Source organism: Acidovorax sp. JMULE5 (assembly GCF_013376875.1).
GTDB classification, from domain to species: Bacteria; Pseudomonadota; Gammaproteobacteria; order Burkholderiales; family Burkholderiaceae_C; genus Acidovorax; species Acidovorax facilis.
Map to the genome: position 1 here is coordinate 2,711,687 of NZ_CP035951.1, position 23,141 is coordinate 2,734,827.

Here is a 23,141-nt window from a genome sequence, read left to right on the forward strand (position 1 = left end):
TGGAAGAAGAATATGGGCATGACCACCACCACGCTGATCGACAACGGCATCCTGAAGCAGCACCTGATCGACCCGGAGATCTGCATCCGCTGCAACACCTGCGAGGCCACCTGCCCGGTGGGTGCCATCACACACGACGACAACAACTACGTGGTGCGCGCCGATGTGTGCAACGGCTGCATGGCCTGCATCTCGCCCTGCCCCACCGGCTCCATCGACAACTGGCGCTCCATGCCGCTGGCGCGCGCCTACACCATCGAAGAACAGCTCACCTGGGAAGAACTGCCGCCCGAACTCACGCCCGATGAACTGGCCGCAGAGGGCGTGGTGACTTCAGCCGGAGATACAACGCAGCCGTCCGCAGTGGCCGCACCGACCGCGCCCATGGAGCCGGGCGTGCAGGCGTTCCGCTCGGCCCAGTACGGCGCCACGGTGCCCCCCTGGTCGGCCGCACACCCCTACACCAACCTGTTCCCCCCGAGGAACCCCACCACTGCCACCGTGGTCGGCAACTTCAACTGCACCGAGGCGGGCTTTGAGAGCGAGACGCACCACGTGGTGCTCGACTTCGGCAACATGCCGTTCCCGGTGCTGGAAGGGCAGTCCATCGGCATCATCCCGCCGGGCACCGATGCGCTGGGCAAGGCGCACCATGCACGCCAGTACTCCATCGCCAGCCCGCGCAATGGCGAGCGCCCCGGCTACAACAACCTGGCGCTCACGGTAAAGCGCGTGACCACCGACCACGACGGCAACGCCGTGCGCGGCATCGCTTCCAACTTCGTGTGCGACCTGAAAGTGGGCGACAAGGTCCAGGTGGTGGGGCCGTTTGGCAGCTCCTTCCTGATGCCCAACCACCCGCGCTCGCACATCGTGATGATCTGCACCGGCACCGGCAGCGCCCCCATGCGCGCAATGACCGAGTGGCGTCGGCGCCTGCGCAGCAGCGGCAAGTTTGAAGGCGGCAAGCTCATGCTGTTCTTCGGCGCACGCACGCAGCAGGAGCTGCCGTACTTTGGCCCGCTGCAAAACCTCCCCAAGGATTTCATCGACATCAACCTGGCGTTCTCCCGCACAGCCGGGCAACCCAAGCGCTATGTGCAAGACCTGATGCGCGAGCGCGCCGCTGACCTGGCTGCGCTGCTGCGCGACAGCAACAGCCACTTCTATGTCTGCGGCCTGAAGAGCATGGAAGAAGGCGTGGTGATGGCCCTGCGCGACATCGCCAGCGAAGCCGGACTGGAGTGGGACGCTGTGGGCGCCGCACTCCAGCGCGAAGGACGGTTGCACCTGGAAACTTATTGACCCTCACCGGGCGGTCGACCGTCCGCCCGGTCCAAACCACGCGGAAAGACGCTGCAACTGCGGCAGGGGGGTGAAGGCGGGGGCAAGGATCTGCGCCGCGCTCATTTTTTGATAGAAATTGGTGCCTAGCGCTTACCTAACAAGCGCTAGCAGCTATTATTATCATAGCAATGATATCCATGCACGGCGACGGGTGAAGTGACACGGTCTCGTCACCCCGCCAGTGCCAGGCTACCGCTTACGGCGCGCCGGCCGCGCGCCGGTGCAGGCTGCCACGCCCACCAGCCCGGCCAGCAACAGCAGCGCCCATTCGGACAGAGTCGGAACGCTTGCCGTAGGCGTTGCCAGCGTGGTCCAGGAGCCCCCCACCCCCGTCACGGCACTGCTGTTGCCATCGCTGCCGGCCACGCAGGTGTCGGGCACCAGAGAACCTGCTACGACACCAGTGCAGACATTGTTGTTGCCGACCACGCCCGCAAAACTGGTGACCGACACGACGTTGTGCCGATTGCCCGTGGCGTGCGGGCCTGCCAGGTTGTCCTGCCAGGCGCCGATGATGATGTCCGACCCCGTCACCTCGCCCAGCGCATTGGTGGTGACCTGAAACCGGCTCGGGCGCACACCCGGCGCAGCCGACTGGTAGGTGTTGACGCCGTCCGAGAACTGAAACGATGTGACTTGCGGATAGATATCAGCATTGGCCAGGTTGGCCGCCAGTGGGGCGGCGGTGGAGAACTGGCCCGTGACCCGCATCGCGGTCGTGTAATTGGCACAAACGCCCAGGCTGCACGGCGGCGTGAAATTGGCGATGCTGGGTGCCACATAGTTAGCCCCGGTGAACTGGTACGTGGCCGCGCTGGCCGGGACACTCAAGAGGCACAGCGCAGCCAGTGTGGCGGTGGTGAATGGAGAGAAGGTCATGGTGCGATAGGGGCGTGGGAGGGCACATGAAAAAATGAGGGGGCGGAGGTGTCATGCAGCACTCAGCCCACCAAAACACCGGCCTCAAAAGCCAGAGCGACCGGGCCCGCGCCGATTTCGGACGACTGCCCCCAGCCCCATCAACCCAGCCATTAGCAGCATGGCCCATTCGGACAAGGTGGGCACGGAGTTGACAGCGGCCGGCGGGGCTGCATCGTCGTTCAGGATGGTGCCGGTGCCATGGGGGTCGTTGATGCCCACGTTCACGGGGTTGGTGAGACGCACCCGGAAGGTTTCGTCGGCCTCTGCGGTGGTGTCACCGATGACTTGCACGATCAAGGTGCGGCTGCTGCCATCGCCCGCAGCCCAGTTGAGAGCGCCCGAGTCACCGAAGTAGTCCACCCCCCCTGTGGCCGTGCCGGTGATGGTGGACCAACTCACACTGGCAGGGGCTGCGGGGGCCGCGTCCAGAGTGACCGTGAAAGTAAAGTTGGTCACCCCGACGTTGCCTTCACTCGCGCTAATCGAGCTGATGGACAGCGTGGGAAGGCCACTGGACCAGCTAGCCCCAACGTTGCTGTGCTCAGCATCGCTGCGGCCACTGTTGTCGCCAAACGAGGTGCAGCCGTCGGCCACCCCGGCTGGGATGGTAGCCGCCACGGTGCCGCACACCCAGTTGTGGTAATTGTTGCTGGCACTACCCGAAAACACCTCGATTCGGTGCATGCGGTCCGGGACGGAGTGCGGTCCTGCCAACCCATCGGCCCATTGACCCACCAACGCCCAGTAACTGGTGATGTTGCCCCCGGCATCAGTGGACACCTGAAAACGTACCAATCGCGTGGCTGGGTGGCTGCTTTCAATGCTGACCAGCCCGTCCGTCAGGCCATAGGTCAACAAGTTGGGGTCGGCATGCAGGTTGTGGTTGACCAGGTTGGGAGCCAGGCTTCCGAGGTACGTGAACCAGCCTGTGGTCCGCATACCCGCGGTGTAGTCCGCACAGCTGCCGCCAGGGCAGGGGGCCACATAGTTGGTGATACCGGCCCCGTAAGTGGGACCGGTGAATTGGTAGGTGGCTGCATGCGCCGCCGACAGGCCCAGGGCACACAGCAGCCCCAGAAACAGCGAAATCAAACGTGGCATTTTGGAAGACTCCCAAGCAAGGTTTCAGTGCGGCATCCGCCGCGTGTGAGGAAGGGCGGATTCACTACAAGGTGATGCTGTTGGGCGTTTCGTCCGTCGCCGATCAGCGCACAGCGCGCACAGGACGGAGTGCGCGCCTCCCCACGCCTGCCGCCATCAGACCCGCTAGCAAGAGCAAGGCCGCTTCGGACAGGGTGGGAACAGCGGTGGTGGATAGGGCCTGTGTCCATACCAAGCCCACGGGGTAGTCGGCCACGCTGGAGGATGCATCCGAGTTGACCGACGTGCAGCGATCCCCGGCGCCCACCACAGCGCAAAGCCGGTTGTGGCTGGTTGCCGAAGAGAACGTGTCGGCCGTCACGAAATCCACACGGTTGCCGGGAACATGGGGGCCCGACAAGTTGTCTTGCCAGCGCGACACGCTGATGGCGGAGTCGGTGATCCGGCCGCTCGCATCGGTGGACACCTGGAACTGCCCCACGCGCGCGCCGGGGTCGCTATCGGCAATGGTGATGAGGCCGTTGGAGAGGCTGTAGCCACTCACCTGCCCCGAAATGTCGGCACTGACCAAATGGGGTGCCAGCGGCGTGGCGGTGGCGAACCATCCAGAGACGTTCATGCCCAGGGTGTAGCCGGCGCAAGCACCCGCCCCACACGGGGCCGTGAAGTTGAACACTGCGGAATATGCAGGACCATTGAACGGATAGGTAGCGGCCTGCGCAGAAGCAGCCAAGCTGGTCAGCAGACCAGCGGCAAGGGCATACACGGCAATACAAAGGCGCATGGTGAGGTCTCCCGAAAATCAGGTGGTGCATGACGCGGTTGGCGGCGCGACACGGCGCCGCGCCCGTGGCGCAAGCGTGTGATACCCACAGCCTGCGGCGTTCACACGATGGATCGGCAGCAAGCGATGCATGGTTTTCCGAATCAAAAGCTGGTGAGATTGTCTGAAGCGGTTCCGCGCCTGTGCATTCCCCCAAGGGGGAGGGGTGGCCTGCGCGCCACAGGTCTGTCAGCGGCTGAGGGCCCGGGCCAGGCCGTCCCAATCGCTGGTTCCGGTGGCGGTAAAAATGACGCGGAGGTGCTTTTTCAGCGCTTCTGGACTGACACCGATCTGGGACACACAATCGGCGCGCGCATGCCCCAATCCCGCCAGCAGCGCGATCTCACGCTGCAAGGGACTGAGCTGCAGCGACAGCACCCGCCGCACCACGTCAATGCGCATCGGGCGTTTCAGCGACAACGCCACCAGCAGGTTCTGAGGTGCTCCACCGCCCAGGTCCGCGCTTCCAGGGCCGGGCGCGTGCATGCCGTGCATCTGTGCCACCAGCACCCCGCCGGGCACGGGCAGGTGAAGCGGCCGGTCGGGCTGCGCCAGCAGCCGCTGAACAAAGGGCGGTGGCGTTTCAGGGGGCGCGCCCTGGTGCCACCCCATGCCCCGCTGCCCGGCATTGCGAAGCAGCTCCAGCGCAGGGTCGTTCATCAGCACGATGCGCTGCGCGGAGCCATCCAGTAGCAGGTGGCCCTCCTGGGCCCCCAGGCCCTGCCAGGCGTCGGGCGGCAGGCTGATTTCAATAGCGCGCTGGAGGTAGGGAGCCACCCTGAGCAGCACGGCCGCGTCGTCGTCGGAAAACGGGCGGTTGGCAGCGCGAAACAGCAGCACCACGGCCCGTGCCCGGCCATTCACATCCACCCGCAGGTCCAGCGAGTGGTGGTGACCGCTGGCGCGCACCAGCAGGTTGTAGGTGTTGGATTTGAAGTAGCCCGCCTCCGGCGCCAACAGGTGGCCCACGCGCTGGTCCTGGCGCTGGGCCAGGGCAAAAACGTTGATCTCGCGCTCGCCTACGAACAGCCGCTCGAACTCGTTGAGGAACAGGTCCTTCACGCTGTCGGGAGAATCCTCATGGTGAAAACCCTCAGGCAGACCGAACTCATCCAGCCAGAACAACGCGGCCGCCTCGGCACCCACCATGCGGCGCAGCAGAGCCGTCAGGTCGCAGGCAATGGGGGCCAGCCCGACGCCGATGCGGCACAGCAGGTCCAGTTCGTGCCAACAGCGGCGGAGGGGCATGGCGAAGCGTGAAAATGGGCGGTGGTTTGGATCGAAGGGCCCGGTAACCAGCGATGGCCGTCAGGTTCGCTGTGGCCGGGCTTGGCAGCGGGGCCTTGCGCCGCTATTGTTTTGAGCACCGCACCACAAAAAAAGCCAACCGCGGTTGGTATCCACCCCATGAATGCACCCCACCCCCAAGGGCTCCCCCGCAACGAAGCCGCCTGGCTGGCCCACCTGGAACTGCTGGCCGAACTGCCCTACCCTGCCCCGGTGTTGATGCCCACCGTGCTGGCGGCCTTGCGCAGCGGCTTCAACGCCGACTTTGGCGGATTTGGTCTGGTGAGCGGCGAGCACCTGCAGCCTGTGGCCTACTGGACCGAGCGCATGACGGTGTCGGCACTGCGCGCCCTGGCAGTGCACCAGGACGAAATGTTCACCGAGTTCCCGCTGCGCCAACAGCTGGAGTCCGACGGCGAGGTCGTGCGCCTGATCCAGACCATGCCCGGCTACGAAGACCATTGGCACTACCGCGACATCCTGGGGCCACTGGGGATGCGCTGGGCCATGTGCGTACCGGTATTCGACCAGCAAGGGGGCTGTGACGGGTTTCTGTATCTGTACCGCCGTGCCGAGAGCGGCCCGTTCAGCAATGCCGAGCAAGCCCGTCTGCGCGCTGCGCGCGATCGGTTGCGGTCCCTGCACCAACACCCGCCAGCGAACCTACCCCCCTGCCCGCTACGCACAGCGGGAACTGCCGTACTGAACCTGGATACATCAGGGCACATGCTGGCCAAAGGCCAGAAGGCCATCGAGCTGCTCTACCTGTGCCACGATGCCCGCATGGGCATGCTCGACTGGGCTGCAGACGATCTGACCGCGCTGCCCGCACCGGTGCGGGACATGCTGCAACCGCTGCTGGCCACCAGCACGGGGACGGACGTGGGCCTTTGCTCCGTGGACGTAGCCGCCGGGCGCTTCGACTTCCGGGCCGAACGCTTGCTGGCCACCGGCACCGACCAGCCACAAGTGGCCGTGACCATCACCCACCTGGAGCCCACCGACATTACCGTGGCACGGCAACTGATGAACTGGCCACTGTCCTCGCAGGAAAAGCGCCTGCTGATCGCCTCGGTGCGGCAACCCACCCAGCAGCAGCTGGCAGAGCACCTGGGCATCACCATCGGCACGCTCAAAAGCTATATCAACCGCCTGCAGGCCAAATTGGCGCGGCCCTCACGACAGGCCATCATCGACATGGTGCTTGAGCACACCTCGCCCGCTGGTGCTTGAGCCCCGAGACCGCCCAGGCGAGGCCAATGGCCTCACAAGCACCTCCCGGCGTCACGCATCAGCCCCCCAGATCCCGGACGACTTGCGGGGCGATCTCAGCCCACTCTGGGTCGGTGAACAAACGCGAGCGGGTGTGAAAGGCCTTGCCAGTGCTGCCTTCCAGCGAAAACGTGCCGCCGTGCCCGTCGATCACATCCAGGATGAGCTGTGTGTGTTTCCAGTATTCGTACTGCGATTTGCCGATGTAAAACGGCGCGCCGCCTACATACCCCAGCAAGACATCGCCCGCGCCAATGGTCAGATCGGTGGGCAAATAGCAGTTGGCCGCACTGTTGTCGCAGCAGCCGCCCGACTGGTGGAACATCAGGCTGCCATGCTGTGCCTGCAATTGCGCAATCAGCGCCAGGGCTGCGTGGGTGGCAATGACTCTCTCGACCATGGTGATCTCCAGGTGCGGCGACAAAGAACCGCTGCAGTGCAGAAAGTGATTTCGCAGCAGCGTCACGGTGGTTCACAGAGCGTCGATGGCTAGGCGCGTCGTCGCAGACAGTAGCAGCGCTACGGCAAGACGGCGCAACGACGCCAGCGGCGTTCTGTGGACCACAGCCCCCATCAGAAGAAGCCGAGCTTGTTTTCTGAGTAGCTCACCAGCAAGTTCTTGGTCTGCTGATAGTGGTCCAGCATCATCTTGTGCGTTTCGCGCCCGATGCCCGATTCCTTGTAGCCGCCAAACGCCGCGTGCGCCGGGTACGCGTGGTAGCAGTTGGTCCACACGCGGCCTGCCTTGATGGCGCGGCCCATGCGGTAGGCCACGTTGCCGTTGCGGCTCCACACACCTGCGCCCAGGCCATACAGCGTGTCGTTGGCAATGGCCAGCGCTTCGGCTTCGTCCTTGAAGGTGGTCACGGCCAGCACGGGGCCGAAGATTTCTTCCTGGAAGATGCGCATCTTGTTGTGGCCCTTGAACAGCGTGGGCTGCACGTAGTAGCCGCCTTCCAGGTCACCGCCCAGGTGGGCCTGACCGCCACCGGCCAGCACTTCTGCGCCTTCCTGCTTGCCCAGGTCGAGGTAGCTCAGGATCTTGGTGAGCTGCTCTTTGCTGGCCTGCGCACCCATCATGCTGTCGGTATCGAGCGGGTTCCGGTGCTTGATGGCCGCCACGCGCTTCAAGACACGTTCCATGAACTTGTCGTAGATGCTCTCCTGGATCAACGCACGCGATGGGCAGGTACACACCTCGCCCTGGTTGAACGCAAACAGCACCAGGCCCTCGACGGCCTTGTCCAGGAAGGCATCGTCCTTGTCCATGATGTCGGCAAAGAAGATGTTGGGGCTCTTGCCGCCCAGCTCCAGCGTGGCGGGGATGAGGTTGTTGGCCGCAGCCTGCGCAATCACGCGGCCCGTGCTGGTCGATCCGGTGAACGCTATTTTTGCAATGCGCTTGCTGGTGGCCAGCGGCATGCCCGCCTCACGGCCAAAGCCGTTGACGATGTTCAGCACGCCGGGCGGCAGCAGGTCGGCAATCAGCTCGGCCAGGATGAGGATGGAAATCGGCGTGCTCTCTGCGGGCTTGAGCACCACGCAGTTGCCCGCGCCCAGGGCTGGGGCCAGCTTCCACGCCGCCATCAGGATGGGGAAGTTCCACGGAATGATCTGGCCCACCACGCCCAGCGGCTCGTGGATGTGGTAGGCCATGGTGTTCTCATCAATCTCGCTGATGCCGCCTTCTTGCGCCCGCACACAGCCCGCGAAGTAGCGGAAGTGATCGACGGTGAGCGGGATGTCGGCGTTCAGCGTCTCGCGGATGGCCTTGCCGTTGTCCACGGTTTCGGCGTAGGCCAGCAGCTCCAGGTTCTGCTCGATGCGATCGGCAATCTTCAGCAAAATGTTGCCGCGCGTGGCCGCATCGGTCTTGCCCCAGGCGTCGCTTGCGGCATGCGCGGCGTCCAGCGCCAGTTCGATGTCTTCAGCGGTGGAGCGCGCGGCCTGGGTGTAGACCTTGCCGTTGACGGGCGAGATCACGTCAAAGTATTGGCCCTTGACCGGGGCTACGAACTGGCCGCCGATGAAGTTGTTGTACTGGGGCTTGTAGGCGATCTTGGCGCCAGCGGCGCCGGGGGCTGCATAAACGGTCATGGTGTCTGTCTCCGGTGGATTTGTGGACATCTGTGCGGCACACCGCGCCGCCAGATGAAGGACATGACTCAAAACCCGTGCCAACTTGCCCCATTGGCTAAGTGTTTGATTTTTATGGCTTTGTTTGTGCGTGCTCAAGAAAGCGCAGCCCACCGGGCGTTAAGGTGTCTGCTCCAGAACGCGACACCTGTCACGAAATGGAACAGTTGAAGCGGCCCCTCAGCGCTCGCTATTGCCCTGGCCTCTGGCCGCCGCCATACTGGCTTTCAAACAGGGCGCATTGCATTGATGACGCCCGGGCAGGAGACAAACACCATGCGATCCACTTCCACATCTGTGGCACTGCGGCAAGCCCGCCAGCACCTGCTGGAATCAGGCCAATGCCCCACCGGCCTCGTGGACGAGCGCCTGGCACGGTCGTGGCAGCGCAGCCTGGACAGCGGCCTGCGGCCCACCGGCCGGCTGGGCAACCCCGACAACCTGGAACACCAGGCCTTGCGGCAGTTGCGCGGCCACCACCAGGAGTTGCTGGCGCATTCGCGCCCGGTGATGGAGTACCTGTTTGAGCAGGTGCGCGACAGCCAGAGCGTGGTGGTGCTGGCCAGCCCCTGCGGCACGCTGGTGGACACCTGTGGCGACGCCTACTTTCTGGGCAAGGCCGAGCGGGTGGCCCTGACCAGCGGCGCCTCGTGGCACGAAAAGCAGCGCGGCACCAACGCCATTGGCACGGCGCTGGCCGAAATGACGCCCGTGGAAGTGCACGGCGCAGAACATTTTCTGGAGCGCAACGGCTTTCTGACCTGCGCCGCCGCACCCATCCTGTCTGCCACCGGGCAGATACTGGGCATTCTGGACATCTCCAGCGAACACAGCCGGGGCAACCCCCACACGCTGGGGCTGGTCAGCACCGCCGCCCACATGATCGAAAACCGGCTGCTGGTGTCGGGCAGCCAGCGCCATGTGCGCCTGCACCTGCACGCCCAACCCGAAGGCATTGGCACCGTGGCCGAAGGCATTGCGCTGGTGTCGGAAGACGGCTGGGTGGTGGGCGGCAACCGCAGTGCACTGTCGCTGCTGCGCATTTCGGTGGCGCAGCTGGGCAGCATCTCGCTGGACCAGATCCTGAACGTGGGACTGCAAGAGCTTCTGGCGCGCCACCACCGCCGGCCCGACGCACCGCTGTCCTTACGGAGGCACGATGGCGCCCCGCTTTTTGGGCTGCCCGTGCCGGACAAGCGCACGGTTCGGACCCTGGCCCCATCGGCGCCCACCCGCCCCCCAGAGGATGCGCTGGCCCAGCTGGACACCGGCGATGCCCGCTGGCGCGCGGCGGCCGCCAAAACGCGGCGCATTCTGGGCAAGCCGATTGCCCTGCTCATCCAGGGCGAATCCGGGGTGGGCAAGGAATGGTTTGCGCGCAGTGCACACCAAAGTGGCCCGCGCCGCGACGGCCCCTTCATCGCCATCAACTGCGCCGCCATGCCCGAGTCGCTGATTGAGTCCGAGCTGTTTGGCTACAGCCCCGGGGCGTTCACCGGCGGTCGGCGGGAGGGGCGCCTGGGCCTGCTGCGCGAGGCCCATGGTGGCACGCTGTTTCTGGATGAGATTGGCGACATGCAGCTGCCGCTGCAGACGCGGCTGCTGCGCGTGCTGCAGGAGCGGCAGGTGGTGCCGCTGGGCAGCGCGCAGCCAGTGGCCGTGGACTTTGCCCTCATCTGCGCCTCCAACCGCAAGCTGCGCGAAGAAGCGGAGCAGGGGCGGTTTCGCACCGACTTGTACTACCGGATCAACGGCCTGGCGGTGGAACTGCCTCCCTTGCGCGAGCGCACCGACTTCGAAGCGCTGAGCCAGCGCATGCTCCAGGACATTGAGCCCGCCCGCCCACTGCGCCTGGACCCTTCGTTGATGGCAGCGCTGGAAAATTACCGTTGGCCGGGCAATCTGCGCCAATGCGCCAGCGTGCTGCGCACCGCCTGCGCCATGCTGGACGCGCACGAGGAGGTGGTGGAATGGCACCACCTGTCGGATGACTTTCTGGAAGAACTGCAAAACGTGGATCGTTTTGCCACGCCAACCACCCCGGAGCGCCCTCCGCAAAACCTGGATGAACTGTCCCAATCGGCCATCCAGCAGGCGCTGGAGAGCTGCCGCGGCAACATGAGCCACGCAGCGCGCACCCTTGGCATCAGCCGCCAGACGCTGTACCGCAAGCTGGCCCTGCGCAAGGAGCGGCTCGTCAACCCTGATTTACAGCACTCCGCCCGAGGCCTGTTGTCAGGGCACTGATGGTCAGGCCAGCATCAAGCGCTGGCCCGCAGGCTGCCCCGATTCCAGTGGCTGGGCAGCGCCAGAGAGCTTGAACGTCGCGACCGTTTCCACCAATTTCCTCGACTGGGTGCTCAGGCTGGAGGCTGCTGCGGCCATCTCCTCCACCAGCGCTGCGTTTTGCTGGGTGGCCTGGTCCATCTGGTTCACCGCCACATTGACCTGGTTCACCCCTTCGCTTTGCTCGGTTCCGGCCGCGCTGATTTGCGCCACCGTCTCCGTCACCCGCTCAATGGACGAGACCACCTCTTTCATGGTCTGCCCGGCGGTGCCGACCAGCACGGTGCCAGCCTCAACCCGCTCGACACTCGTGGCAATGAGCGTTTTGATCTCCTTGGCGGCCTCCGCAGAGCGTGCCGCGAGGCTGCGCACCTCCGAGGCCACCACGGCAAAACCCCGTCCCTGCTCACCTGCCCTGGCAGCCTCCACGGCCGCATTCAGGGCCAGGATGTTGGTCTGGAACGCGATCCCGTCAATGACACCGATGATTTCGGAAATCTTCTTGGAGCTTTCGTTGATGCCGCTCATGGTGTCCACCACTTTCGACACCACATCGCCCCCCTGCTTGGCCACCGTGGATGCACTCTGGGCGAGGGCATTGGCCTGGCGTGCATTCTGCGCATTGTTTTGCACCGTGGAATTGAGTTCCTCCATGGCGGCAGCGGTCTGCTCCAGCGCACTGGCCTGGTTCTCCGTCCGGGTGGAAAGGTCGCTGTTGCCGATGGATATCTGCGCGCTGGCCGCCGCCACGGTTTCGGAACCACTGCGCACCTGGCTGACGATGCGGGTCAGCGAGTCCTGCATCACGGCCAGCGCTGCCAGCAGGGGGCTGAATTCATCCCGCGACGCATCCACCACCGCCGTGGTGAGGTCGCCATTGCGCACGCGGTCGGCCACGGCTTGTGACTCGGCAACCCGGCGCAGGAGCGTAGCGCCGATGTGCCACGAAAACAGCAGCAGCCCGATAGCCACCACCACAACGGAGCTCACCAACGCACGCAAGGTCAGCGTGACGTCCCGCCCAATCTCGGCAAGGCTGGCATCGAGCAGCTTGGACTGGTGTTCCTTCTCCTTGGCAAGAACGGCCAGCACCACATTGCGCGTAGGTATCGTGGACGCGACCAGGAAGTCAAACGCTGGCTCCTTCTTTCCCTCCTTGATCAACTGCAGGTTCTGCTCGGCAACCCGCCAGAAAGCTTCAAGTCCTTGGGTCAATTCGGCACTCAGTGCCTTTTCCGATGCCGAATCTGCTGCTTGCTGGAAGCCCGCAAGGTCTTTGTCAATCAGGCGCCTTTTCTCGCCGATATCTGCGAGCGTGGCGGCCAGGTCTTCGGGTGTGCGGACCAGGATGGCATGGCGAACCTGCAAGGAAACCCGCGTGACGTTCAGCTCCATGGCACTGGCCTGAATCTGGCGCGGCACCTCTTCCCGGGCCACCAGTTCGGTCTGGTGATTGACCTCGCCCAGATAGACCCAGGCCAGTACGGCGATCCCGGCCAGTCCTGCAATCAGCAGGAAGGAAATGACATGAAGACGTCTGGCAATGCTCATGGTGTCACCTCTGCAAGGAAGAAATCTGCGTTGCGGCGGCGCTCTAGCACTGCCCCCTGGGCTTCGCACCAATTGCGACAATTTGCAACCAACCGGGCATCTTGGCGGATTGAACGCGCTTCTCGAATGCGGGTCAATGGGGCCGCCCCTGCATGGCAGCAAGCGGGTCTTCAGGGGTCACAGGGCGAGGGGCTATGCTTTACCCATGAGCCCCCGCAAGACCTTGTTGATCGTTTACCACTCGATGACGGATGGCACGCGCCAGATGGCAGATGCAGCACGGGCAGGCGCTTGCTCCGACAAGGATGGGGCCGTTCAAGTGCGACTGCTGCATGCCGCACAGGCTGGCGCCGCAGACGTGCTGGGCGCGGATGGGTTCATTTTTGCCACCCCGGAAAACCTTGCAGCCATCAGCGGACAACTCAAGGATTTTTTTGACCGCAGCTACTACGCCGTGCTCGACCACGTCAATGGCCGCCCCTATGCATGCCTGGTCTGCGCGGGCAGCGATGGGCACAACGCGGCCCGGCAGATGGAACGCATTGCGACCGGCTGGCGCCTGCGGGCCATCGCAGAGCCCCTCATTGTCTGCACCCACGCGCAGACGCCAGAAACGATTCTGGCCAGGAAGAGCATCGGCAGGGATGAACTGGAACGCTGCCGAGCCTTGGGCGAAGCGATGGCGCAGGGTTTGGCGCTGGGCGTTTTTTAGGCGGGCCACTGCACCCAGAAACCTGGTGGGCTAGGCTCAGCGCACCACCTGAAACGCGGCACGCGCCGCCGAGTCCCGCTCCAGCTGGCGTGCAATATTGCCGCAGACCAGATCACACAAGGCATCGACCGACTCATCGGTCAGCCGGTAGTACACGCTGGTCCCGCGCCCCTCGCGGGCCACAAGGCCGTGCTTGGTCATCAACGACAGATGCCTTGAGACGTTGGCCGCCGTGTAGCCACATTGCTGCGCCAGGTCTCCCACGTTTTTCTCTCCGTCCCGCAGCAAATTGAGGATGCGCAGCCGCGTGGGTTCGGCAAGAACCTGGAAGTAGGCAGCGACCTGCTCAAGGGCTTCGGGGGGCATCTCTTTCATCGCGGGATCTCCGTGCATTGGGAACACATGATACATTATTGACTAATTAGCTGATTAGTTAAATAATCAATCTCACAAAGATTCCCTGGAGCCGCCATGAAGTCCCTGACCCTGTTGACCGCAGCGCTTTCCCTGGCCGTGTCCGGCGCCTGGGCGGCCGGCGACACCGCTGCGCAGCCGGTCGCCACCTTTACCGTCAAGCCCGCTACAGCCCAGCTGGCGAGCAGTGTGGACGCCCAGGTCGAGGCCGTGCGGGACGCCACCCTCTCCGCCCAGGTACAGGGTGCGGTGATCAGCCTCTCTGCCAAGGCGGGCGACCGCGTTACGGCGGGCCAGGAGCTGGCACGCATTGATGCGCGCGCAGCGCAACAGAGCGCCGCTGCCAGCGCGGCGCAGGTGGACGCCGCGCGCGCTGCTCAAAACGTCGCTACCAAGGAATACGAGCGCCAGAAGCAGCTGTTCCAGAAGCAATACATCAGCCAGGCAGCGTTGGACCGGGCAGAGGCCCAGTGGCGCGCCAGCCAGTCGCAGGTACAAGCCCTGCTGGCGCAGGCTGGTGCGGCCGCCACGCAATCGGGCTTCTACGTCATCAAGGCGCCATTTGCGGGCGTGGTGGGCCATGTGCCAGCCACCCTGGGCGACATGGCCATGCCGGGCAAACCCTTGATGACCGTGTACGACCCTTCGCTGATGCGCGTTACCGCCTATGTGGGGCAGCAACAGGCCGCCACGCTGCGCGATGGAGGCACTGGCGAGCTGCAGGTGGAAATTCCGGGGATATCCGCTTCGCGCATCGCGGTCCCGGCATCCAAAGTGCAGGTGCTGCCCACCGTCGATGCGCAAAGCCACACTGTGCAAGTGCGCGTGGAGCTGCCAACCAGCCTGGTGGGCGTGGCGCCCGGCATGTTCGCCCGTTTGTGGCTCGACGCAGCCAAGGGCACTGCCGCACCGGCAGCAGCTGCCGTGGGCCCGCTGCTGGTACCCGCCAGTGTGGTGGTGCGGCGCGCGGAAATGACGGGCGTCTACGTGCTGGACGGCCAGGGCCGGCCGCTGCTGCGGCAGGTGCGCCTGGGGCGGCCCGCTGGCGACATGGTGGAGGTGTTGAGCGGCGTGCGCGCAGGCGACCGCATTGCACTCCAGCCCCAAGCTGCTGCCAAGGTGCGCTGACATGAGCACCCCCCAAAATCCTTCTCCGCTCGGAATCTCCGGGCGCATCGCCGCCTTGTTTCAGGGCGCGCAAATCACGCCCTTGCTGGCCGTGGTGGCGTTTTTGCTCGGCGTTTTTGCAGTGCTGGTCACGCCCCGCGAGGAAGAGCCGCAAATCGACGTCACCATGGCCAATGTCATCGTGCCGTTCCCCGGCGCCTCCGTGGCGGACGTGGAGCAGATGATTGCAACCCCAGCCGAACAAGTGCTGTCGCAGATGCAAGGCACGGAGCACGTGACCTCGGTGTCCCGGCCCGGCGTGGCGGTGATGACCGTGCAATTCAAGGTAGGCGTGCCACGCACCGAAGCGCTGGTACGCCTGCACGACACCTTGCGCAGCAATGCCGACTGGCTGCCCAAGGGGCTTGGGGCCATGGACCCGATCATCAAGCCCAAGGGCATCGACGACGTGCCCGTGGTGACGCTCACCCTGCACAGCCGCGACGAAACCTCCGGTGCCTTTGCGCTGGAGCGCGTGGCCCACAGCCTGGAGGCCGAGATCAAGCGCGTGCCCGGCACCCGCGAGGTGCAGACCCTGGGCGGCCCAGGCCGCGCCGTGCTGGTGCGCATGGACACCAACCGCATGGCGGCCACCGGCACTACAGTGGACGACCTGCGCCGCGCCTTGCAGTCGGCCAACATGGGTCTGCCCGTGGGCGAACTGCTGGGCGGCGACCGAACCCTCCAGCTGGACAGCGGCCCCGTTCTCGCGCGCGCCGATGAGGTGGCCGACCTCATGGTGGGCGTGCGCTCAGGCAAGCCGGTGTTTCTGAAAGATGTGGCCGATGTTCAGGACGGCGCCTTGCCCGCAAGCCGCTACGTCTGGCACGGGGTTCCACGGCGCACCGCCAACGGCGGCGACGAAGCCCCGCAGAGCGCCGTGGACGAATACCCGGCCGTGACCCTTACAGTGACCAAGAAGGCGGGAGAGAACGCCATCGACGTCGCCAATGCGGTGATGCAGCGGGTCGAGCAACTGCACAACACCGTGATTCCCGACGGCGTGGAGGTGACGGAAACCCGCAACTACGGCGCCACCGCCAACGACAAGGCCCAAAAGCTCATCCAGAAGCTGCTGTTCGCCACAGCGTCGGTGGTGGCACTCGTCTTCCTGGCCCTGGGCCGCCGCGAGGCCGCCATCGTGGGCGTGGCCGTGGTGCTGACGCTCACGGTGACGTTGTTTGCGTCCTGGGCTTGGGGCTTCACCCTCAACCGGGTATCGCTGTTTGCGCTGATTTTCTCGATCGGCATCCTGGTGGACGACGCCATTGTGGTGGTGGAGAACATTCACCGCCACCAACTGCTGCACCCCGGACGCAGCCTCAAGGACATCATCCCCCACGCGGTGGACGAGGTGGGTGGCCCCACCATTTTGGCCACATTCACCGTGATTGCCGCCCTGCTGCCCATGGCGTTTGTGAGCGGCCTCATGGGCCCGTACATGAGCCCCATCCCCATCAACGCCAGCATGGGCATGCTGCTGTCGCTGGCCGTGGCGTTCGTCATCACCCCCTGGCTGGCCCGGCTGTGGATGAAGGAGCACACTGGCCATCCACCAGGGCATACCAACCCCGTGCACAGTGGGCTCAGTGCCCGCATCGCGCCCACCTTCGAGCGGGTTTTCAGCCCCTTGCTGGATGACGCCCAAGGCCGGCGCAATCGCCGCTGGCTGGGGCTGGGCGTGGCGGCACTCATTGCCTTGTCGGTCGCTTTGCCGGTGCTCGGATGGGTGCAGCTCAAGATGCTGCCGTTCGACAACAAGTCCGAGTTCCAGGTGGTGGTAGACATGCCTGCGGGCACCCCGGTAGAGCGCACGGCCGCCGTGCTACATGAGTTGGGAGCACACTTGGCCACCGTGCCCGAGGTGACCGACTACCAGGCCTACGCAGGCCTCTCCGGCCCCATCAACTTCAATGGACTGGTGCGACAGTACTACCTGCGCACCGGGGGCGAGGTCGGTGACATCCAGGTCAATCTGGTGGACAAGCAACACCGCAAGGACCAGAGCCACGCCATTGCCATGCGGGTGCGCCCCGCCCTGCAGGAGATCGGCAAGCGCCATGGCGCCAATGTGAAGGTGGTGGAAGTGCCACCCGGCCCACCTGTGCTGTCGCCCATCGTGGCCGAGGTGTATGGCCCCGAGGCCGATGGCAGGCGCGAAGTGGCGCGTGCTGTGCGCGCCGCGCTGGCCGCTACCGAAGGCATTGTGGACGCCGACGACAGCAGCATTGCCGACGCCCCTCGCAAGCTGCTCATCGTGGACCGGCGCAAGGCGTCCCTGCTGGGCATTCCCCAGCAGGCCATCGTGAGCGCGCTGCATGCGGGGCTGAGCGGCGAAGCCACCACCTGGCTGCGCGACGCCAGCAAATACCCGGCGCCCGTGCTTTTGCAATTGCCCGCAGAAAGCCACGGCGACTTGGAGTCACTGTTGCGCCTGACGGTACGGGGTTCTCAAGGCCAGTTGGTCCCCATCCGCGAGCTGGTCACGGTGAGCGACACCCTGCGCGAACAGCCCGTGTATCACAAGGACCTGTTGCCAGTGAATTTCGTGGTGGCCGACATGGCGGGCCGTGTGGACAGCCCGCTGTACGGCATGTTCCAGGCGCGCAGCGCGATTGCCCGCATCGTGGCGCCTGACGGCGGATCGGTGCAGGAATACTTCGTGCGCCAGCCTGCGGACGCGCTCAGGGGCTACGCAGTCAAGTGGGACGGCGAATGGCAGATCACGTTTGAGACCTTCCGCGACATGGGAGCGGCCTACGCGGTGGGCCTGATCCTGATCTACCTGCTGGTGGTAGCGCAGTTTGGTTCTTACCTCACGCCGCTCATCATCATGGCGCCCATTCCGCTGACCATCATCGGCGTGATGCCCGGCCATGCCTTGCTGGGCGCGCAGTACACCGCCACCAGCATGATCGGAATGATTGCGCTGGCGGGCATCATCGTGCGCAACTCCATCCTGCTGGTGGACTTCATCAACCTGCAGGTGCGCGAGGGCGTACCCCTGAAGACGGCCATCGTCCATTCGGCCATTACCCGTGCGCAGCCCATTGTGCTGACGGGGCTGGCGGCCATGATCGGCGCGTTCTTCATCCTGGACGACCCGATCTTCAATGGCCTGGCCATTTCACTGATCTTCGGCATCTTTGTTTCCACCGTGCTCACGCTGGTGGTGATCCCCACCCTGTACTACGCAGCGTACCAGGACCGCAGCGCGGACAGCGGCCCAGACGGCGCAGAGCCTGCCGGCCGCCCTGACAACAGCCCGACAGAGGCTGCCGTGCACCACGGAACGCACTGAACGCTCAGAGCCACACAAGCGGCCGGGCAACAACAACCATCCTTCAACGACAGGAGACAACATGGCACACGTAGTGATTATTGGAGCGGGTATTGGAGGCATGCCGGCTGCGTACGAAATGCGCAGCAAGCTGCCACGCGAGGATCGGATCACAGTGATCAGCGCGGTGGACTACTTCCAGTTCGTGCCCTCCAACCCCTGGATCGCCGTGGGCTGGCGAAAGCGCGATGACATCGTCCTGCAGATCCGCCCCTTGCTGGAGCGCAAGGGCATTGATTTCATCGCTCAACCGGTGAAATCCATCGATGCTCCGGGCAAAGCCGTCATGCTGGAAGACGGAAGCACCGTGGCCTATGACTACCTGGTAATCACCACCGGCCCCCGGCTGGCCTTTGAGGAAGTGCCTGGTTCTGGCCCTCTCAACGGGCACACACATTCGGTTTGCTCCGTAGACCATGCGGAGCACTTCTGGCGCGACTACCAGAAGTTTCTGGAAGCCCCCGGCCCCATCGTCATTGGCGCCATGCCAGGCGCGAGCTGTTTTGGCCCGGCCTACGAGTTCGCATTCATCGTTGCAGCGGACCTGCGCAAGCGCAAGCTGCGCCACAAGGTGCCGATCACTTTTGTCACCAGCGAGCCCTACATCGGCCACCTGGGCCTGGGCGGCGTGGGCGACAGCAAGAGCATGCTGGAGAGCGAGCTGCGCAGCCAGGACATCAAGTGGATCCACAACGCGCGCACCACACGGGTTGAAGCGGGCAAGATGTTTGTCGAGCAGCTGGACGACAAAGGCCAGGTGCACCAGCAGCACGAGCTGGGCTTCAAGCTGTCGATGATGCTGCCTGCCTTCAAAGGGGTTGATGCCGTGGCGTCCGTGCCCGGGCTGTGCAACCCGCGCGGGTTCGTGTTGATCGACGAGCACCAGCGCAGCAAGGCCTACCCCCACATCTTCTCTGCCGGGGTATGCGTTGCGATTCCTCCCGTCGAGGTAACACCCGTCCCCACCGGGGCGCCCAAGACGGGTTACATGATCGAGACCATGGTCTCGGCCATCGTGCACAACATTGCCGCTGACATCGCGGGCCAGCCCGCCAACGCCACCGCCACCTGGAACGCCATCTGCCTGGCCGACATGGGGGACACCGGCGCGGCGTTTGTAGCGCTGCCGCAAATGCCGCCGCGCAACGTCAACTGGTTCAAGAAGGGTAAATGGGTGCACCTGGGCAAGATTGCTTTCGAGAAGTACTTCCTGAACAAGATGAAGTCGGGCAATTCCGAGCCCATCTACGAGAAGTACGTGCTCAAGCTCCTGGGCATCACCCGCCTGCACGAGCAAAAGCCCCATTGACCGGCGCGTGACCACGCACCCACCCCCAATTTTTATCGTTTCTTAACAAGGAGTTCATCATGACAACCTGGCAAATCGTTCGTTTGGTCGCAGGCACCTTCATCCTGCTTTCTCTGGCGTTGGGCATTCCCGGCAGCCCTATTTTTGCCAGCCAGTGGTGGCTGGCCTTCACGGCGTTTGTGGGCGTGAACCTGCTGCAGAGCGGACTCACCAAGTGGTGCCTGATGGAGACCATCTTGCGCAAGCTGGGCGTGCGCCCAGGCTGCTAAGGAGGACCACGCCATGCGCAAACTCCTCCTGAGCGCTGCCTTGCTGGCCTGCGGCATGGGTGCAGCCCAGGCGGCAGATTTGCACGAAGCTTGGCTGGCCGCACGGCAGCAACACCCGGACATGGCAGCAGCAGCGGCCACACGCGCCGCAGGCGAGGCCCGCCGCGTGCAGGCCAGCCGCTTGTGGAACCCCTCTGTGACGGCCCAGGCTGCGGCAGGCGCGATGGGCTCACAGACCTCTGCCCAGGGGGCCGCGTTTTCCATGCCAGGGACACCACAGACCTCTGGGGTGGGTTTTGACACCTCGGTCCGCAGCGGCCCGGGCACACGCTGGGGTGTGGAGGCGCGCATGCCGCTGTACAACCCCGAGCGCAGCGCACAGGGGCGCCAGCTGCAGCTGTCCGCCGATCTGGCAGAACTGCAGGCCGCCTCGGTGCAGCAACAGCTGATGCTGCGAACGGCCCAGCAGTACTTCTCGGCCGTGCTGGCGCAGCAGCAGCGCGCGTTGCTACTGCGCCAGCAGGAAGCAACCGATCAGGCTCTCAAAGAGGCGCAGGACCGCTTTGCATTGGGAGACTCGCCGATCACGGATGTGCGCGAAGCCGAGGCGCGTGCGCAGGCCAACGCTGCACTGGTGCAAGCAGCCGATGTCGAGATGCAGATTGCGCGCCAGGCTCTGGCCCAAACCACAGGCTGGAATCCTGCGCAACTGCCCCCCCTGCACCTGCCCGCCTCGTCGGGCAACGAACCCACCACCTTGCGCGATGGCAAACCCCTCGCACCCCTGCCTCACTGGCTGGATCTCGCCGCGCAGGACAACCTTCAGGTGCGTACCCAGGCGCAGGCCCTCGCCCTGGCCGAGCAAGAGGCCACCAAGGCGGCGCGTTTTGCCAGCACCAAGGTGGACCTGGTGGCCCAGACGGGAGGCGACCACCTGTCAGGATCTGGCCGGTGGGGCTCTGCCAGCAACTCCGCACGCCAGTACATGGTGGGTGTGCAGATCCAGGTGCCGCTGTACACCGGTGGCCAACTTGATGCGCGCCATCAGGAACTGCTGCGCCTTCAGGACAAGGCCCAGGCCGACCTCGACAGCGCCCGGCTCGCCGTAGCCCAGCAGGTACGCACCAGCTGGCTGCACCTGCAGGCCGGAGCTGCCCGGACCCAGGCCCTGGAGTCGGCGCTCAGGTCGGCCCAGGTCCGGCTGCTGGCGACCCAACTGGGTCGCCAGGTGGGCGACCGCACCACACTGGATTTGCTGCAGGCACACAATGACGCGATGCAGTCGCAATCCAACCTGCTGGGGCACCAGACTCACATGGCGCAAGAACGCCTGCAGTTGATCGCGTTGGCGGGCCAACTGGATGAGGCCGCGTTGCAAGCGGCCACCGACACAGCGCACATGCTGGCTCCGCCCACACCTTGAATCGCCCCCAACCATGCCCTCATCCCACACCCCCACACCGCCAGCGCCATGAATCACCACCCCGCCTCCACGCTTCCCCTGGTCGTCGACGTCCGTTCGCCTGGCGAATTCGCAGCAGGCCATGTGGCTGGCTCCATCAACCTGCCGCTGGACAGCCTGGCCCAGCAGGCCGCTGTAGCGCTCCCACACCGCGACCAGCCGATGGTGCTTTGCTGCCTCTCGGGCGCACGCTCGGGCATGGCAGTCCAGTGGTTGCGCACGCAAGGCTACAGCCAGGTGTCCAATGGCGGCGGTGTGAGCAGTGTGGCCCTACAGCTGGGCCGCCCCATCGAACGCGACTGATGGGATCAGGCGCTTGCCACCGCCACACTCGGAGCATTGTGTCCATCGAGCCTGCAACAGGAGACCCCCGTGAAGCCCCAGATAGAAGCCTTCTTTGACGACACGACCTGGACCGTGAGCTACGTGGTGTTTGACGAGCTCGGGGGCCACTGCGCACTGGTGGATTCGGTGCTGGACTACGACGCAAAATCAGGCCGCACCCGCACGCATTCTGCGGATCGTCTGGTAGCGTTCGTCCAGAGCAAGGGTTTGACCGTGCAATGGATTCTGGAAACCCATGCCCATGCCGACCACCTGTCCGCCGCACACTACCTTCGCAGCAAGCTGGGAGGAAAAATCGCCATCGGAGCCGCCATCACCCAGGTGCAAGAGGTGTTCAAAGCCATCTTCCATCTGGAGCCAGAGTTCCACCCGGATGGCCGTCAGTTCGACCACCTGCTGCACGACGAAGAAGTGTTTTCTATTGGCCAGCTCGAAGCCAAGGCGCTGGCCGTGCCGGGCCACACCCCTGCGTGCATGGCGTACCAGATTGCAGACGCCGTGTTGGTGGGCGACACCCTGTTCATGCCCGACGTCGGCACCGCGCGCTGCGACTTCCCGGGTGGCAATGCGCACACGCTGTACCAGTCGGTGCGCAAGCTGCTCAGCCTGCCCGCACAGACCCGCCTTTTTATGTGCCACGACTACCCCCCCGCAGAGCGCGCCCCCGCCTGGCAGACCACGGTCGCCGCTCAGCGCGCCCACAACATCCATGTGCACGACGGCATGACCGAAGCGGCATTCGTCGAACTGCGCACCCGGCGCGATGCAACGCTGGACATGCCCGTTCTCATCCTGCCGTCGGTGCAGGTCAACATCAGGGCCGGGGCGATGCCCCCGGCAGAAGACAACGGCGTGACCTATCTCAAGATTCCCGTGAACGCGCTGTGACACGCTATCCACCAGCCAACCCCTCTGAAGATCCCGGAGATTTCCATGAGCAACGAACAGATCACCGTTGAGCTTGTCCAGCAAGAGGACTACCGCTTTGACATCCATTTTGGTGGCACCGTCCCCCATCTGATCGGCGACGAACCCGCCCCGTTGGGCTCGGGCAAGGGCCCATCGCCGGTGCAGTTGCTTTGCGCAGCGGTGGGCAACTGCCTGAGTGACTCCCTGCTGTTTGCGCTGCGCAAATTCAAACAGTCACCGGAGCCATTGCGCGCCACTGTGGTGGCCCAGGTTGGCCGCAACCCTGAAGGGCGCCTGCGCGTGCTGCGCATGGATGCCACCTTGCGCTTGGGCGTACCCGCCGCACAACTGGAACACCTGGACCGCGTGCTGGGCCAGTTCGAAAGCTATTGCACGGTAACCCAGAGCGTGGGGCAGGGCATTCCCATCGTGCTGAAAGTGCTGGACGCCAACAACGCCGTCCTCAAATGACAGCGCGGCATATCCATCG

General features: G+C 64.6%; 20 protein-coding genes. 12 read left to right on the forward strand and 8 right to left on the reverse strand.

The window, feature by feature from the left end; translation table 11 throughout:
- Positions 1–18: 18 nt before the first annotated feature.
- The gene (gene boxA, locus EXV95_RS12170) at positions 19–1,305 is read left to right on the forward strand and encodes a benzoyl-CoA 2,3-epoxidase subunit BoxA (RefSeq protein WP_176887040.1); all 1,287 of its coding nucleotides are present in this window, start codon (positions 19–21) and stop codon (positions 1,303–1,305) included.
- 231 nt (positions 1,306–1,536) lie between these two features.
- Here boxA and EXV95_RS12175 read toward each other — a convergent pair whose 3' ends face one another.
- From EXV95_RS12175 to EXV95_RS12190, 4 genes are all read right to left on the reverse strand, one after another.
- Complete coding sequence (locus tag EXV95_RS12175) at positions 1,537–2,226, reverse strand: IPTL-CTERM sorting domain-containing protein (protein WP_176887041.1); 690 nt, start codon at positions 2,224–2,226, stop codon at positions 1,537–1,539.
- A gap of 84 nt (positions 2,227–2,310) precedes the next feature.
- Entirely contained in the window at positions 2,311–3,369 is a 1,059-nt protein-coding gene (locus tag EXV95_RS12180) for an IPTL-CTERM sorting domain-containing protein (protein ID WP_176887042.1), read from the reverse strand.
- 103 nt (positions 3,370–3,472) lie between these two features.
- Entirely contained in the window at positions 3,473–4,153 is a 681-nt protein-coding gene (locus EXV95_RS12185) for an IPTL-CTERM sorting domain-containing protein (protein ID WP_176887043.1), read from the reverse strand.
- 228 nt (positions 4,154–4,381) lie between these two features.
- Positions 4,382–5,440, reverse strand: coding sequence for a hypothetical protein (locus EXV95_RS12190; protein ID WP_176887044.1), 1,059 nt, complete (start codon positions 5,438–5,440; stop codon positions 4,382–4,384).
- Between the two features lie 159 nt (positions 5,441–5,599).
- On the opposite strand from EXV95_RS12190, the gene EXV95_RS12195 reads away from it, so the two are divergent.
- Positions 5,600–6,712, forward strand: a complete 1,113-nt coding sequence (locus EXV95_RS12195; protein ID WP_176887045.1) for a sigma-70 family RNA polymerase sigma factor — start codon at positions 5,600–5,602, stop codon at positions 6,710–6,712.
- Positions 6,713–6,770: 58 nt separating this feature from the next.
- Here EXV95_RS12195 and EXV95_RS12200 read toward each other — a convergent pair whose 3' ends face one another.
- Together EXV95_RS12200 and EXV95_RS12205 are read right to left on the reverse strand one after the other, a co-directional pair.
- Positions 6,771–7,151, reverse strand: coding sequence for a DUF779 domain-containing protein (locus EXV95_RS12200; protein ID WP_176887046.1), 381 nt, complete (start codon positions 7,149–7,151; stop codon positions 6,771–6,773).
- A 173-nt stretch (positions 7,152–7,324) separates the two neighbouring features.
- Positions 7,325–8,848 (reverse strand): aldehyde dehydrogenase family protein, encoded by a 1,524-nt coding sequence (locus EXV95_RS12205; RefSeq protein WP_176887047.1) that lies wholly within the window; start codon positions 8,846–8,848, stop codon positions 7,325–7,327.
- Positions 8,849–9,163: 315 nt separating this feature from the next.
- Here EXV95_RS12205 and EXV95_RS12210 point away from each other — a divergent pair, with 315 nt between their 5' ends.
- On the forward strand, positions 9,164–11,134 hold the full coding sequence (locus EXV95_RS12210) for a sigma-54-dependent Fis family transcriptional regulator (RefSeq protein WP_176887048.1): 1,971 nt from the start codon (positions 9,164–9,166) through the stop codon (positions 11,132–11,134).
- A gap of 3 nt (positions 11,135–11,137) precedes the next feature.
- On the opposite strand, the gene EXV95_RS12215 is transcribed toward EXV95_RS12210, so the two are convergent.
- Entirely contained in the window at positions 11,138–12,724 is a 1,587-nt protein-coding gene (locus EXV95_RS12215; RefSeq protein WP_176887049.1) for a methyl-accepting chemotaxis protein, read from the reverse strand.
- Between the two features lie 205 nt (positions 12,725–12,929).
- On the opposite strand from EXV95_RS12215, the gene EXV95_RS12220 reads away from it, so the two are divergent.
- The gene (locus EXV95_RS12220) at positions 12,930–13,436 is read left to right on the forward strand and encodes a flavodoxin family protein (protein WP_176887050.1); all 507 of its coding nucleotides are present in this window, start codon (positions 12,930–12,932) and stop codon (positions 13,434–13,436) included.
- A gap of 36 nt (positions 13,437–13,472) precedes the next feature.
- On the opposite strand, the gene EXV95_RS12225 is transcribed toward EXV95_RS12220, so the two are convergent.
- Positions 13,473–13,811, reverse strand: coding sequence for a helix-turn-helix transcriptional regulator (locus EXV95_RS12225; protein ID WP_055395322.1), 339 nt, complete (start codon positions 13,809–13,811; stop codon positions 13,473–13,475).
- A gap of 96 nt (positions 13,812–13,907) precedes the next feature.
- On the opposite strand from EXV95_RS12225, the gene EXV95_RS12230 reads away from it, so the two are divergent.
- From EXV95_RS12230 to EXV95_RS12265, 8 genes are all read left to right on the forward strand, one after another.
- The gene (locus tag EXV95_RS12230; protein ID WP_176887051.1) at positions 13,908–14,978 is read left to right on the forward strand and encodes an efflux RND transporter periplasmic adaptor subunit; all 1,071 of its coding nucleotides are present in this window, start codon (positions 13,908–13,910) and stop codon (positions 14,976–14,978) included.
- Position 14,979: 1 nt separating this feature from the next.
- Positions 14,980–18,318 carry an efflux RND transporter permease subunit gene (locus EXV95_RS12235; RefSeq protein WP_176887052.1) on the forward strand — a complete coding sequence of 1,113 codons (3,339 nt, stop codon included), beginning with the start codon at positions 14,980–14,982 and terminating at the stop codon, positions 18,316–18,318.
- Between the two features lie 61 nt (positions 18,319–18,379).
- Positions 18,380–19,666 carry an NAD(P)/FAD-dependent oxidoreductase gene (locus EXV95_RS12240; protein ID WP_176887053.1) on the forward strand — a complete coding sequence of 429 codons (1,287 nt, stop codon included), beginning with the start codon at positions 18,380–18,382 and terminating at the stop codon, positions 19,664–19,666.
- A gap of 59 nt (positions 19,667–19,725) precedes the next feature.
- Complete coding sequence (locus EXV95_RS12245; protein ID WP_176887054.1) at positions 19,726–19,935, forward strand: DUF2892 domain-containing protein; 210 nt, start codon at positions 19,726–19,728, stop codon at positions 19,933–19,935.
- Positions 19,936–19,948: 13 nt separating this feature from the next.
- Positions 19,949–21,358, forward strand: coding sequence for a TolC family protein (locus tag EXV95_RS12250; RefSeq protein WP_176887055.1), 1,410 nt, complete (start codon positions 19,949–19,951; stop codon positions 21,356–21,358).
- Between the two features lie 48 nt (positions 21,359–21,406).
- Positions 21,407–21,700 (forward strand): rhodanese-like domain-containing protein, encoded by a 294-nt coding sequence (locus EXV95_RS12255; RefSeq protein ID WP_176887056.1) that lies wholly within the window; start codon positions 21,407–21,409, stop codon positions 21,698–21,700.
- 69 nt (positions 21,701–21,769) lie between these two features.
- Positions 21,770–22,630 carry an MBL fold metallo-hydrolase gene (locus tag EXV95_RS12260; protein ID WP_176887057.1) on the forward strand — a complete coding sequence of 287 codons (861 nt, stop codon included), beginning with the start codon at positions 21,770–21,772 and terminating at the stop codon, positions 22,628–22,630.
- A 45-nt stretch (positions 22,631–22,675) separates the two neighbouring features.
- Positions 22,676–23,122 carry an OsmC family protein gene (locus tag EXV95_RS12265; protein ID WP_176887058.1) on the forward strand — a complete coding sequence of 149 codons (447 nt, stop codon included), beginning with the start codon at positions 22,676–22,678 and terminating at the stop codon, positions 23,120–23,122.
- Positions 23,123–23,141 lie beyond the last annotated feature (19 nt).